Annotated in this window: 13 protein-coding genes; all 13 read right to left on the reverse strand. The window is 71.0% G+C overall.

All coding sequences use genetic code 11. From position 1 onward, the window contains the following. The coding region (locus tag ACOJTC_RS19315) for an NADH-quinone oxidoreductase subunit J (protein ID WP_420117933.1) at window positions 1-592 on the reverse strand (592 nt) is incomplete at its 3' end. Then, entirely contained in the window at window positions 589-1,227 is a 639-nt protein-coding gene (gene nuoI, locus ACOJTC_RS19320) for an NADH-quinone oxidoreductase subunit NuoI (RefSeq protein WP_204925774.1), read from the reverse strand. The genes nuoI and ACOJTC_RS19315, both read right to left, overlap by 4 nt. 1 nt (window position 1,228) lies before the next feature. Then, complete coding sequence (gene nuoH, locus ACOJTC_RS19325; RefSeq protein WP_204925773.1) at window positions 1,229-2,578, reverse strand: NADH-quinone oxidoreductase subunit NuoH; 1,350 nt, start codon at window positions 2,576-2,578, stop codon at window positions 1,229-1,231. Further along, the gene (locus tag ACOJTC_RS19330) at window positions 2,575-5,001 is read right to left on the reverse strand and encodes an NADH-quinone oxidoreductase subunit G (RefSeq protein ID WP_420117934.1); all 2,427 of its coding nucleotides are present in this window, start codon (window positions 4,999-5,001) and stop codon (window positions 2,575-2,577) included. The genes nuoH and ACOJTC_RS19330 overlap by 4 nt, the downstream gene beginning before the upstream one ends. Beyond that, window positions 5,001-6,317, reverse strand: coding sequence for an NADH-quinone oxidoreductase subunit NuoF (nuoF, locus tag ACOJTC_RS19335; protein ID WP_363650146.1), 1,317 nt, complete (start codon window positions 6,315-6,317; stop codon window positions 5,001-5,003). Before nuoF ends, ACOJTC_RS19330 begins: the two co-directional genes overlap by 1 nt. Next, a complete protein-coding gene (gene nuoE / locus ACOJTC_RS19340) occupies window positions 6,314-7,414 on the reverse strand; it encodes an NADH-quinone oxidoreductase subunit NuoE (RefSeq protein WP_420117935.1) in 1,101 nt (366 codons plus the stop codon). Before nuoE ends, nuoF begins: the two co-directional genes overlap by 4 nt. Continuing rightward, complete coding sequence (locus tag ACOJTC_RS19345) at window positions 7,411-8,736, reverse strand: NADH-quinone oxidoreductase subunit D (RefSeq protein ID WP_204925769.1); 1,326 nt, start codon at window positions 8,734-8,736, stop codon at window positions 7,411-7,413. Before ACOJTC_RS19345 ends, nuoE begins: the two co-directional genes overlap by 4 nt. A gap of 55 nt (window positions 8,737-8,791) precedes the next feature. Further along, window positions 8,792-9,529, reverse strand: a complete 738-nt coding sequence (locus tag ACOJTC_RS19350) for an NADH-quinone oxidoreductase subunit C (RefSeq protein WP_363650140.1) — start codon at window positions 9,527-9,529, stop codon at window positions 8,792-8,794. A gap of 112 nt (window positions 9,530-9,641) precedes the next feature. Beyond that, on the reverse strand, window positions 9,642-10,319 hold the full coding sequence (locus ACOJTC_RS19355) for a NuoB/complex I 20 kDa subunit family protein (RefSeq protein ID WP_088646158.1): 678 nt from the start codon (window positions 10,317-10,319) through the stop codon (window positions 9,642-9,644). A 14-nt stretch (window positions 10,320-10,333) separates the two neighbouring features. After that, the gene (locus ACOJTC_RS19360) at window positions 10,334-10,699 is read right to left on the reverse strand and encodes an NADH-quinone oxidoreductase subunit A (RefSeq protein ID WP_067300536.1); all 366 of its coding nucleotides are present in this window, start codon (window positions 10,697-10,699) and stop codon (window positions 10,334-10,336) included. 135 nt (window positions 10,700-10,834) lie between these two features. After that, window positions 10,835-12,109 (reverse strand): geranylgeranyl reductase family protein, encoded by a 1,275-nt coding sequence (locus tag ACOJTC_RS19365; protein ID WP_204925767.1) that lies wholly within the window; start codon window positions 12,107-12,109, stop codon window positions 10,835-10,837. A 135-nt stretch (window positions 12,110-12,244) separates the two neighbouring features. After that, window positions 12,245-12,466, reverse strand: a complete 222-nt coding sequence (locus ACOJTC_RS19370; protein WP_204925766.1) for a hypothetical protein — start codon at window positions 12,464-12,466, stop codon at window positions 12,245-12,247. A 67-nt stretch (window positions 12,467-12,533) separates the two neighbouring features. Then, window positions 12,534-13,244, reverse strand: a complete 711-nt coding sequence (locus ACOJTC_RS19375) for a demethylmenaquinone methyltransferase (protein WP_357925449.1) — start codon at window positions 13,242-13,244, stop codon at window positions 12,534-12,536. Between the last annotated feature and the right edge of the window lie 200 nt (window positions 13,245-13,444).

Consider the following 13,444-nt stretch of genomic DNA (forward strand, 5'->3'; position numbering starts at 1 on the left):
ACCGGGCCTTCATCGTGGCGACCTGGTCCATCTTGTCTTCCTTGCGCCGCTCGATGTGCGCCAGCACCATCGCCCCGATCGCCGCCGTGATCAGCAGCGCGGAGGTCAGCTCGAAGGCCAGGACGTACTTGGTGAACAGCAGCCGGGCGATGCCCTGCACGTTGCCCTCCGCGTTGGCCTGGTCCAGGCCGACGGCGGTGACCCCGTTCAGCGCCCGGTACAGGCCGGTGCCGACCAGCCCGGCGAAGCCGAGCCCGAGCACCACCGCGGCGACCCGCTGGCCGCGCAGCGTCTCGATCAACGAGTCGGAGGCGTCCCGGCCGACCAGCATCAGCACGAACAGGAACAGCATCATGATCGCGCCGGTGTAGACGATGATCTGCACCATGCCGATGAACGGCCCGGCCTGGAGCACGTAGAACACGCCCAGGCAGAGCATGGTGAGCACCAGGAACAGCGCCGAGTGCACGGCGTTGCGCGCCCAGACCATGCCGATCGCGCCGATCAGCGCCAACGGGGCGAGGATCCAGAAGGTGACCTCCTCACCCCCGGACACCTGGCCCGCCGCGGCGAGCACCGTGGACGTGTTCATGCTCCGGCTCCCTTGCCCGCCGCCCGCTGGGCCGCCTGCTCGGCACCCGGGAAGGTCACCCCGGGGTGCTCCTCGACCTGGTAGCGGCCGGGCCCCATCGGCGACTGCTCGGCACCTGCCGACGTGCCCGGGTTGGTCAGCGCGCCGACGTAGTAGTCCTTCTCGCTGTCACCGAGCCGCATCGGGTGCGGCGGCTGCTCCATGCCTTCGAGCAGCGGAGCGAGCAACTGCTCCTTGGTGAAGATGAGGTCCTGCCGGTTGTCCCGGGCCAGCTCGTACTCGTTGCTCATGGTCAGCGAACGGGTCGGGCAGGCCTCGATGCAGAGCCCGCAGAAGATGCACCGGGCGTAGTTGATCTGGTAGACGCTGGCGTACCGCTCACCCGGCGAGAAACGCTGCTCGTCGGTGTTGTCGCCGCCCTCGACGTAGATCGCGTCCGCCGGGCAGGCCCAGGCGCACAGCTCGCAGCCGATGCACTTCTCCAGGCCGTCCGGGTGCCGGTTGAGGATGTGCCGCCCGTGGTAGCGCGGCGCCGAGACCGGCGGCTTGAACGGGTAGTCGGTGGTGACGACCTTCCTGAACATGTGCGAGAAGGTGACCCCGAAGCCCTTGAACGTTCCGGTGATCGTGCCCACGTCACACCTCCCTGGAGTCCGAGCCGGTGGCGATGTTGGCCGGCTCCCGCTCGGCGACCACGCGCTTGGTACGCGGGCTCGGTGGTACCTGTAGATCCAGCGGGGGCAGCGGGAAGCTGCCGTACGGCCGGTTGTCGGCCTGTTCCTGCGGGGTCGGCTTCGGGGCCGGCTTGCGGCTCGGCCACAGCAGCGTCGCCAGCAGCAGCACGCCCGCGCCGATGGCGGTGGCGAGCAGCCGGTCCCGCGACTGCCAGTCCTCGATGGAGCGCAGCCCGGCCAGGACGAGGATCCAGACCAGGTTGATCGGCAGCAGCACCTTCCAGCCGAAGCGCATGAACTGGTCGTAGCGCAGCCGGGGCAGAGTGCCCCGGAGCCAGACGAAGACGAAGACCAGCATCAGCACCTTGCCGAAGAACCAGAGCATCGGCCACCAGCCGGTGTTGGCGTCGGCCCACAGGGTGATCGGCCAGGGGGCCCGCCAACCGCCGAGGAACAGCGTCGTGGTGACCGCGGACATGGTCACCATGGCGACGTACTCGGAGAGCATGAACAGCGCGAACTTCAGCGAGCTGTACTCGGTCATGAAGCCGGCGACCAGCTCCGACTCCGCCTCGGGCAGGTCGAACGGCGCCCGGTTGGTCTCACCGACGGTGGCGATGAAGAAGATGATGAAGCTGGGCAGCAGCAGGATCGCGTACCAGCCCGGCGCGGGGATCTCGACGCCGCCGATGGTGAGCCGGGTGGCGTCCCCCTGGGCGGCGACGATCCCGCTGGTGGACATGGTGCCGGCGGTCATGAACACCGCGACGATGCTCAGCCCCATCGCGACCTCGTACGAGATCATCTGGGCGCTGGAACGCAGGCCGCCGAGCAGCGGGTACGTCGAGCCGGAGGCCCAGCCGCCGAGCACGATGCCGTAGACGGCCAGCGACGAGCAGGCCAGCAGCACCAGCACCGCCACCGGCACGTCGGTGACCTGCAACGGGGTCCGGTGGCCGAAGATGCTCACCATCGGGCCGAACGGGATCACCGACAGCGCGGTGACCGCACAGACCACCGAGATGACCGGGGCGAAGAAGTAGACCACCTTGTCGGCGGCCTTCGGGAGGATGTCCTCCTTGAAGGCCATCTTGAGGCCGTCGGCGAGGGTCTGCAGCAGGCCGAACGGGCCGACCTGGTTGGGGCCGGGCCGGACCTGCATGTAGCCGACGACCCGCCGCTCGAACCAGACGCCGAGCAGGGTGGCGAGCAGACCGAAGACGAAGGCAAAGACGATTTTGATAAGGACCAGCCACCACGGGTCCCTGCCGAAGTCCGCCAGTGTCGGGTCCTGCGCCAGGAGGGTGTTCACTGTGCACCTCCGGAGATCCGGACCACCGTGCCGGACGCCACGCCGAGGCTGCGCCGTACGGTCGAACCGGGCGAGTTGGTCGGCAGCCAGACGACGCCGTCGGGCATCTCGGTGATGGCCGCCGGCAGGGTGACCGCACCCCGGTCGGTGCCCACCGTGACCGGGTCACCGTCGGCCACGCCGAGCGTCTCGGCGGTGCCCTTGCCCAGCCGGACCACCGGCGGACGGGCCGTGCCGGCGAGGTGCTCGTCACCGTCGGTGAGGCTGCCCAGGTCGATCAGCTGGTGCCAGGTCGCCAGCACCGCCTCGCCCGCACCCGGCTGGGGCACGGTCGCCGGGGCTACCGACGGGCTGACCGGCCGGTCCGCCCGGGTCGGCGGCAGCGCGCCCAACTCCCGGCGGATGCTCGACACGTCGCCGGTGCCGAGCCGGACGTCGAGCTGCGCGGCGAGCGCGTCCAGCACCCGGGCGTCGGTCATCGCGGCGGTGTGCAGCACCGCCTCGAAGGTGCGCAGCCGGCCCTCCCAGTCGAGGAAGCTGCCGGCCTTCTCGACCACCGGGGCCACCGGCAGCACCACGTCGGCCCGACGGGCCACCGCCGAGTTGCGCAGCTCCAGGCTGACCAGGAAAGGCACCGCGTCGAGCGCCTGCTCGGCCAGCCTCGGGTCGGCCAGGTCGGCCGGGTCCACGCCGGCCACCACCAGGGCGCCGAGCTGACCGTGCGCGGCGGCGGCCAGGATCTGGTCGGTGTCCCGACCGGCCTGGCTGGGGATCACCCCGGCCGGGATGTCCCACGCCTCGCCCAGCTCGGCGCGGGCCGACGGCTCGGTCACCGGACGCCCGCCGGGCAGCAGGTTGGGCAGGCAGCCCGCGTCGACCGCACCCCGGTCACCCGCGCGCCGCGGCACCCAGGCCAGCTTCGCACCGGTACGCCGGGCGACGTCCGCGGCGGCGGAGAGGCCACCGGGTACGCCGGCCAGCCGCTCGCCGACGAACAGGATCGCGCCCTCGGCGCTCAGCGCCTCGGCCACCGTGTCGTGCTCGGCGAGCACGCTCGCCTCCTCGCCCGGCACCACCCGGGCCAGCTTGGCCCCAAGCTTCTCCAGGCCCCGGGTGGCGAACGGGGCGATCGCGTAGACCGTCAGCTTCTTCTTCAGGTACGCCTTGCGCAGCCGCAGGAAGAGGATCGGGCACTCCTCCTCCGGCTCCAGCCCGACCAGCACCACCGAGGACGCCTTCTCCACGTCGGCGTAGGTCACGTCGGTGACCCCGGCGACGGTGCTGGCCAGGAAGTCGGACTCCTCGCGGGAGACCGGCCGGGCCCGGAAGTCGATGTCGTTGGTGTTCAGGGCGACCCGGGCGAACTTCGCGTACGCGTAGGCGTCCTCGACGGTCAGCCGGCCGCCGGTCAGCACCGCCGTGCCGCGACCCTCGTCGCGGGCGGCCCGCAGCCCGTCGGCGGCCCGGGTCAGCGCCTCGCTCCAGGACGCCTCCCGCAGCTCACCGGACTTCTCGTCGCGGACCAGCGGGGAGGTGAGCCGGTCGAAGGCGCGGGTGTACTGGAAGCCCCACCGCCCCTTGTCGCAGTTCCACTCCTCGTTGACCTGCGGGTCGTCCCCGGCGAGGCGGCGCAGCACCTTGCCCCGCCGCCAGTCGGTGCGCTGCGCGCAGCCGGCCGAACAGTGCTCGCAGACGCTCGGGCTGGAGACCAGGTCGAACGGGCGGGCCCGGAACCGGTACTGCGCCCCGGTGAGCGCACCGACCGGGCAGATCTGCACGGTGTTGCCGGAGAAGTACGAGTTGAACGGGACGTCACCCTCGTCGCCCTCCGCGCCGTACGCGTCGTCCCGGTAGATGTTGATCTCCTCGGCGGACGACCGGCCCATCAGGTCGATGAACTTGTCGCCGGCGATCTCCTCGGAGAACCGGGTGCAGCGCTGGCAGAGCACGCAGCGCTCCCGGTCGAGCAGCACCTGGGTGCTGATCTCCATCGGCTTCTCGTACTCCCGCTTGTGCTCGTGGAAGCGCGAGTCGGTACGGCCGGTGGACATCGCCTGGTTCTGCAGCGGGCACTCACCACCCTTGTCACACATCGGGCAGTCCAGCGGGTGGTTGACCAGCAGCAGCTCCATCACCCCCTCCTGCGCCTTCTTGGCGACCGGGGAGGTGAGCTGGGTGCGGACCACCATGCCCTCGGCGACGGTCTGGGTGCAGGAGGCGACCGGCTTGCGCTGCCCCTCCACCTCGACCAGGCACTGCCGGCAGGCGCCGGCCGGGGCCAGCAGCGGGTGGTCGCAGAACCGGGGGATCTCGGTGCCCAACTGCTCGGCGACCCGGATCAGCAGCGCCCCCTTGGGGGCGGTGACCTCGACGCCGTCGATGGTGAGCGTTACGGTCTCGGCGGCCTTCGCCACGTCGGTCATCAGTGGGCTCCAACCAGCTGCTTGTCGGAGAGCTTCGGCGCGGTACGCCCCTCGATGTAGTCGAGGTAGTCCTGCTTGAAGTACTGCAACGACGAGGTCACCGAGCTGGTCGCGCCGTCACCCAGACCGCAGAACGAGCGGCCGAGGATGTTGTCGCAGGTGTCGAGCAGGGTGTCCAGGTCCTCGTGGGTGCCCTGGCCGGCGAGGATCCGCCGGTAGACCCGGACCATCCAGTAGTTGCCCTCGCGGCACGGGGTGCACTTGCCGCACGACTCGTGGTGGTAGAACTCCAGCCACCGGTAGGTCGCGTAGACCGGGCAGTCCTGGTCGGAGAAGATCTGGGTGGCCGTGGTGCCCAGGATCGAGCCGGCCGCCGCCACCCCCTCGAAGTCCAGCGGCACGTCCAGGTGCTCGGCGGTGAGCAGCGGGGTCGACGAGCCACCGGGCGTCCAGAACCGGAGCTGGTGACCGGGCTGCATCCCGCCGGCCAGCTCGATCAGCTCGCGCAGGGTGACGCCCAGGCCGCACTCGAACTGACCCGGGTTGGCGATCCGGCCGGACAGTGAGTAGATCATCGGCCCGGACGACTTCTCGGTGCCCATCGACTTCCACCAGTCCGCACCGCCCAGCACGATGTACGGCACGCTGGCGATGGTGCCGACGTTGTTGACCACCGTCGGGCTGGCGTACAGGCCGTGGGTGGCCGGGAACGGCGGGCGGAGCCGGGGCTGACCCCGGAACCCCTCCAGCGAGTCCAGCAGCGCCGTCTCCTCGCCGCAGATGTACGCCCCGGCACCGGAGTGCACCACGAGTTCCAGGTCGAACCCGGTGCCCAGGATGTTGCGCCCGAGGTAGCCCTTGGCCTGCGCCTCGGCCACCGCGTTACGCAGCCGGCGGGCGGCGTGCACCGCCTCGCCCCGGATGTAGATGTAGGCCCGGCTGGCCCGGATCGCGTACGAGGCGATGATGACCCCCTCGACCAGCGAGTGCGGGTCGTGGGTCATCAGCGGCAGGTCCTTGCAGGTGCCCGGCTCGCCCTCGTCGGCGTTGACCACCAGGTAGTGCGGCTTGCCGTCACCCTGCGGGATGAAGCCCCACTTGAGGCCGGTGGGGAAGCCCGCGCCACCCCGCCCACGCAGCCCGGAGTCCTTGATCAGCTGGATCAGGTCGTCCGGGTGGGCCTTGAGGGCCTTACGCAGCGCGGCGTAGCCGTCGAGATTCTCGTAGGCGCCGATCCGCCAGGCGTCCGGGGAGAGCCAGCGGCGGGTCAGCACCGGGGTCAGCTTGGCCAGGGTCTCCGGCCGGGGAGTGGTCACTTCTTGGCCCCCGTCTCGCTCGCGACGGCGGAGCCCGCGCCCGCAGCGCCCGTTTCCGCCTCGGCTTCCTTGAGGTTGCGCTCCTGCGCGCCGGCCTCGTCGCCGGCGGGCTTGCCGTCACCGGCGGGGGCGTTCGCGGCCACCCCGGCCGCCTGCGCCGCCTGCGCGTCGCGGGTGGCCGGTGGCGCGCCGTCGGTCGGGACCCGGGTGCCGGGGGCGTCCGGCACGGCGGTGGCCGCGTCGGGCTGCCGGGTCTCGGCGGTACGCACCTGCGGCGACTTGTCGTCCGGGGCCTTCACGTCCGGCGCGGTGCTGCCGGTGACCTGCTCCGGCTTCGCCGCCGGGGTGGCCGGCGCGGAAGCCTTGGCGGCTTCGGCCTTCGCCTTGGCCTCGGCGGCGGCCCGGTCGGCCTCGGCCTTGCTGCGGATCGGGGTCTTCGGGTCGTAGCCCGGTGCCGTGATGCCGTGCTGTTCGGCCAGGCGCAGGCCACGCAGGGTGGCCTCGCCCGGTCCGCCGTCGGCGACCGCGCCCTCACGCTCGTCGGCGAAGCCGGCGAGCTGCACCGCCATCTCCTTGAGCGTGCAGAGCCGGGCACCCCGGGTCGGCATCGGCCGGCCACCGGCGCGCAACTCGTCCACCACACCGACCGCGCCCTGCGGGTCGACGCCGTCGAAGAAGTCGTAGTTGACGGTCATCACCGGGCCGTAGTCGCACGCCGCCAGGCACTCGGCGTGCTCCAGGGTGATCTTCCCGTCGGCGGTGGTCTCGTCGTGCCCGACGCCGAGGTGCTCGGCGAGCGTGTCGTAGACCTCCTGCCCGCCGAGCACGTTGCACATGGTGTTGGTGCAGACGCTGACCAGGTAGTCACCGGTGGGCCGGCGCTTGTACATGGTGTAGAAGGTGGCCACCGCGCCGACCTGGGCCTTGTTCAGCCCCAGCACCTCGGCGCAGAACGCCACCCCGGCCGGGGAGACGTAGCCCTCCTCGGCCTGCACCAGGTGCAGCAGCGGCAGCAACGCCGAGCGGGACCGGTCGGCCGGGTACCGGGCGATGATCTCCCGCGCCCGGACCCGGGTCTCTTCAGTAAACGTCGTCATCGGTCACAACCACCCATCACGGGGTCCAGCGAGGCGCCACCGGCGATCACGTCGGCGATCAGGCCGCCCTCGGCCATCGCCGGGAGGGCCTGGAGGTTGACGAAGCTCGGCTCCCGGTAGTGCACCCGGTACGGCCGGGTGCCACCGTCGGAGACCGCGTGCACGCCCAGCTCGCCCCGGGGCGACTCGATGCCGACGTACACCTGGCCCGGCGGGACCCGGAAGCCCTCGGTGACCAGCTTGAAGTGGTGGATCAGCGACTCCATCGACTGACCCATGATCTTGGCGACGTGCTCCAGCGAGTTGCCCATGCCGTCCACGCCGATGGCGAGCTGCGCCGGCCAGGCGATCTTGCGGTCGGCCACCATCACCGGCCCCGGCCGCAGCCGGTCCAACGCCTGCTCGACCAGCTTGAGCGACTCCCGGATCTCGGCGAGCCGGACCAGGTAGCGGCCCCAGACGTCACCGTCCGGGTGGGTCGGCACGTCGAACTCGTACGTCTCGTAGCCGCAGTACGGCATGGTCTTGCGCAGGTCCCAGGCCAGGCCGGCGGAGCGCAGCACCGGGCCGGTGACGCCGAGCGCGACACAGGCGGTCACGTCGAGCACCGCGACGCCCTGGGTTCGCTCGGTCCAGATCGGCTGCCCGGAGAGGAGGTCCTCGTACTCCTTGAGCTTCTTCGGCATCATCGCGAGGAACTCGCGGATCTTGACGATCGCGGCGTCCGGGACGTCCTGCGCCACCCCGCCCGGACGGACGTACGCGTGGTTCATCCGCAGGCCGGTGATGGTCTCGAAGATGTCGAGGATGTACTCCCGCTCACGGAAGCCGTACAGCATGATCGAGATCGCGCCCAGCTCCATGCCGGTGGTGGCCAGCCAGACCAGGTGCGAGGAGATCCGGTTCAGCTCCATCATCAGGACCCGGATCGTGGTGGCCCGCTCGGTGATGTCGTCGGTGATGCCGAGCAGCTTCTCCACCGCGAGGCTGTACGCCGTCTCGTTGAAGATCGGGGCGAGGTAGTCCATCCGGGTCACGAACGTCGAACCCTGTACCCAGTTGCGGTACTCCAGGTTCTTCTCGATGCCGGTGTGCAGGTAGCCGACGACCGAGCGGGCCTCGCGGACCGTCTCGCCCTCCAGCTCCAGGATCAGCCGGAGCACGCCGTGCGTCGACGGGTGCTGCGGACCCATGTTCACGACGATCCGCTCGTCGTTGATCGGGTCGGTGCCGGAGACGACCTGGTCCCAGTCCCCACCGGTGACGGTGAAGACCCGGCCCTCGGTGGTCTCCCGCTCGGTCGCGTAGTTGGACGTGGTCACTGCGCCAGCCTTCCGTTCGCGACTGCGGGGCTCCGCTTCGCTGCACTCCTCGCGCTCACTGGTACGACCTCCTGCGGTCCGGCGGCGGGATCTCGGCACCCTTGTACTCGACGGGGACGCCGCCGAGCGGGTAGTCCTTGCGCTGCGGGTGGCCCTCCCAGTCGTCGGGCATCAGGACCCGGGTCAGGTTGGGGTGGCCGTCGAAGATGACCCCGAACATGTCGTACGCCTCGCGCTCCTGCCAGTCGGCCGTCGGGTAGACGGCGGTGACGCTGGGCAGGTGCGGGTGCTCGGCGGAGACTGCCGCCTCCAGCCGGACCCGACGCCGGTAGGTCATCGAGGTGAGCTGGTAGACCACGTGCAGCCGGCGCTCGTCGGCACCGAGGTAGTCCACTCCGGACACCGAGGAGCACAGCTCGAAGCGCAGCGCGAGGTCGTCCCGCATCACCTGGCACACCTCGGCGATCCGCTCCGGGCGGACGTGCAGGGTCAGCTCGCCCCGGTCGACGACGACCTTCTCGATCGCGTCGCCGAACTGCGGGTACGCCTCCTCCAGCGCGTCGCGCACCTCGTCGAAGTAGCCCCCGTACGGCCGGGGGGCCTCCTCGATCGGGGTGCGGTGGCGGACCAGGCCGCCGTAGCCGGACACGTCGCCGGTGCCCTGCATGCCGAACATGCCACGCCCGGCGGGGCTGGACGGCGGCAGCTCGGCGGGAGCACCGCTGGTCGCACCGGCCGGGGTGACGGGTACCGGCACCCCGCCGTCGTTCTTCCTGTCGTTCGGCGCGGTCACCGTGCCTGCCCTCCGTTCGCGACTGCGTCGTCCCCTGCCCGCGACTGCGGGGCTCGCTCCTCGCGCTCCTCGCGCGGGCGGATGGGGCTCCGCTTCGCTGCACTCCTCGCGCTCACTTGGGGCCCCTCTGCGACTGGAGGTGGTTCTGGGCGTTCATCCAGTTCTCGATCCGCAACTGCTCCTCGCGCCCCTCGCGGACAGCCTTCGTCCACTCGGCACGGCGGGCCTTGTCGTTGCGGTACGACGACGGCATCGAGCCGTACGGCACCACGGGCACGTCGCCGCGTTCCAGGCGGGCCGCCTGCATCTTGCGGCCGTTCGGGCCCAGCGGCTCGTACATGATCTTCTCGCGGAGCTTGAGGATCGCGTCGATGAGCATCTCGGGGCGGGGCGGGCAGCCCGGCAGGTACATGTCGACCGGGACGACGTGGTCGACGCCCTGGACGATCGCGTAGTTGTTGAACATGCCGCCGCTGCTGGCGCAGACGCCCATGGAGAGCACCCAGCGGGGCTCGGCCATCTGGTCGTAGATCTGGCGCAGGACCGGGGCCATCTTCTGGCTCACCCGGCCGGCCACGATCATCAGGTCGGCCTGGCGCGGCGAGGCGCGGAAGACCTCCATGCCCCAGCGGCCCATGTCGTAGTGCGGGCCCCCGGCCGCCATCATCTCGATGGCGCAGCAGGCCAGGCCGAAGGTGGCGCCCCAGACGGACGACTTCCGCGACCAGTTGACCAGCTTCTCCACGGAGGTGAGCAGGACGCCGGCGGGGAGTTTCTCCTCGATGCCCATCTGACGTTCCTCCCTCAGTCCCAGTCCAGCCCGCCGCGCCGCCACACGTAGGCGTACGCGACGAAGACCGCGACGATGAACAGGACCATCTCCACGAAGCCGAAGATCGGCAGGGCGTCGAAGGAGACCGCCCAGGGGTAGAGGAAGATGATCTCGATGTCGAAGACGATGAAGAGCATCGCCGTCAGGTAGAACTTGATCGGGAACCGCCCCCCGCCCACCGGCTGCGGGCTGGGCTCGATCCCACACTCGTACGCCTCGAGCTTGGCCTTGTTGTAGCGCCGGGGACCGGCGAAGCGGGCGGCGGCCACGGAGAACAGCGAGAACGCCGCGGCGAGGGCGAACAGCCCGATGATCGGTGCGTAAGGCGAGAGCGACATCTTTTCTCCTGCTCGTCCTTCCCCTGCCCCAGGTGCTTGACAAAATTCACACTATTCACATCCACCGTGACGTCCGTCAGCGGGGGTCGATCTCTTGTCCCGCCCGCGACCGCCGTTGGCCTCGGGCGGGTCGGTCTAGACGGCCGGGGCCGCCTTCGTCATCGCGTTGATGACCCGGTCCATCGCGTCCCCGCCGCGCGGGTCGGTCAGGTTGGCCAGCAGCTTGAGCACGAAGCGCATCAGCATCGGGTGCGGCATGCCGTGCTTGGTCGCCATCCGCATCACCTCGGGCCGGCCGATCAGCTTGACGAAGATCCCGCCGAGCCGGTAGTAGCCACCGAACCGGGCCTTCAGCTCCTGCGGGTACGCGGTCAGCGCCCGCTCCCGCTCCGGGCCGGCCGGCCGGGCCAGTGCCTGCACGATGACCTCGGCGGCCAGCTCGCCGGACTCCATGGCGTACGCGATGCCCTCGCCGTTGAACGGATTGACCATGCCGCCGGAGTCGCCGACCAGCAGGACCCCCCGGGTGTAGTGCGGCACCCGGTTGAAGCCCATCGGCAGCGCCGCGCCGAGGATCGGGCCGTCGGCGTTCGCCTCGTCGGTCATCCCCCAGTCCGCCGGGGTGTTGGCCAGCCAGTCGGTGAGCAGCCGCCGGTAGTTCGTCTTGCCGAACGCGGAGGAGGAGTTGAGCACGCCGAGGCCGACGTTGACCCGGCCGTCACCGAGGCCGAAGATCCAGCCGTAGCCGGGCAGCAGCGCGTCGCTGTCCTTGCTGCGCAGCTCCAGCCAGGACTCCAGGTAGTCGTCGTCGTGCTTGGCCGGTGAGCGGTAGTAACGCCGCACGGCCACGCCGATCGGCCGGTCCTCCCGCTTGGCCAGGCCGAGGGCGAGCGGGAACCGGCCGGAGACGCCGTCCGCAGCGACCACCAGCGGGGCGTGGAAGGTGGCCGGCTCCCGGTCGGGGCCGACCTCGGCGGTCACCCCGACCACCCGGTCGTCGCCGTCGAGCACCGGGCCGATGACGTTGACGTTGGTCCGCAGCTCGGCACCGGCGGAGACCGCCCGCTGGGCGAGCAGGTCGTCGAAGTCCAGCCGGGTGCGGACCAGGCCGTAGTTGGGGAAGCTGGCCAGGTCGGGCCAGTCCAGTTCGAGGCGTACCCCGCCGCCGATCACCCGCAGGCCCTTGTTGTGCAGCCAGCCGGCCTCGGGCGAGGTGTCCACGCCCATCCGGATGAGCTGCCGGGTCGCCCGGGGAGTGAGCCCGTCCCCGCACACCTTCTCGCGGGGGAACTCGGTCTTCTCCAGCAGCAGCACGCGTACGCCGTGCCGCGCCAGGTGGTACGCCGTCGCCGATCCGCCGGGACCGGCGCCCACCACGATCACGTCGGCGTCGTTCTCCACCGAAGTCATCTGCGCCTCCTCCCGCACGCTCGTGAAATGCTTCACAAGCCCGATCGGGTTGGAGTCTATGACCGTGGTTACTCCGCTGCCGGGTGAGGGGTACCTAACTTCCTGGAAACATGCCGGTCGGGGTGGGTTCGTCCCTCAGTGCCGGGCGACGTCGAGCCCGTCCTCGGGCCGGATCGCCGCCGGCAGGTGGTCACGCAGCGCTCCGCCGGCCGCCCGGTCGAGGGCACCCAGCACCTCGGCCACCACCTGACGGACCTCGGTCGGGTCCGCGCCGGCCAACTCTCTGAGCTGGGCGACCAGCTCGGCGGCATCGTCGTCGCCGAGGGCCGTCGGGTCGGTGGGCACTACTCCGGTCATGCCGGGGAGCTTACGCGCCGAAAAGCGATAAATATGGACATCAGGGAAAGATGTCGTTCACCCTCGGTCAGGTTCGGACGGCCCGGTGCAGGGCCACCACCCCGCCGGTCAGGTTGCGCCACGCCACCCGGCCCCAACCGGCCGCACCGACCCGCGCCGCCAGGGCCGCCTGGTCCGGCCAGGCCCGGATCGACTCGGCCAGGTAGACGTACGCGTCGGGGTTGCTGGACACCGTCCGGGCCACCGTCGGCAACGACCGCATCAGGTACGACAGGTAGACCGTCCGGAAGGCCGGGTTCACCGGCGTGCTGAACTCGCAGACCACCAGCCGCCCGCCCGGCCGGGTCACCCGGGCCAGCTCCCGCAGGGCCGCGTCGGGGTCGTTGACGTTACGCAGGGCGAAGGAGATCGTCACCGCGTCGAACGAGGCGTCGGCGAAGGGCAGCCGCAGCGCGTCCCCGGCCAGCAGCGGCACCTCCGGACGGACCCGCCGGCCGGCCTGCAGCATGCCCTGCGACAGGTCCGCGCCCACCGCGTACGCCCCGGAGCGGGCCAGCTCCTGCGTCGACACGCCGGTGCCGGCACCCACGTCCAGCACCCGCTCGCCGGGGAGCAGCCCGAGCGCCGCCCGGGTGGCCCGTCGCCACGACCGGTCCTGCCCGAAGGACAGGACCGTGTTGGTCAGGTCGTAACGGGCGGCCACCCCGTCGAACATCGCGGCGACCTCGGGTGGCGACTTGTCCAGGCCGGCGCGCTGGCCCTGCGGGGTGCGACTCACCCCTCCACTCTGCCAGCCTGACCCCACCCACCCACCGCTGGGTCCGACCCGACCCGGGTCGGCCGGCGGCCTGCCGGCGCGGGGGTGGGACGGACGCACGGCGGGCGGGGTGGATGACCACCCCGCCCGCCGTCCTACCGTGGTACGGAAGACCTGCCTCCGGTCAGCTCCGCGGCTTCTCGTCGCCCGGTGCCACCAGC

Origin of the sequence: Micromonospora sp. (genome assembly GCF_048594385.1) — a bacterium.
In the GTDB taxonomy this organism is placed as follows: domain Bacteria; phylum Actinomycetota; class Actinomycetes; order Mycobacteriales; family Micromonosporaceae; genus Micromonospora; species Micromonospora wenchangensis.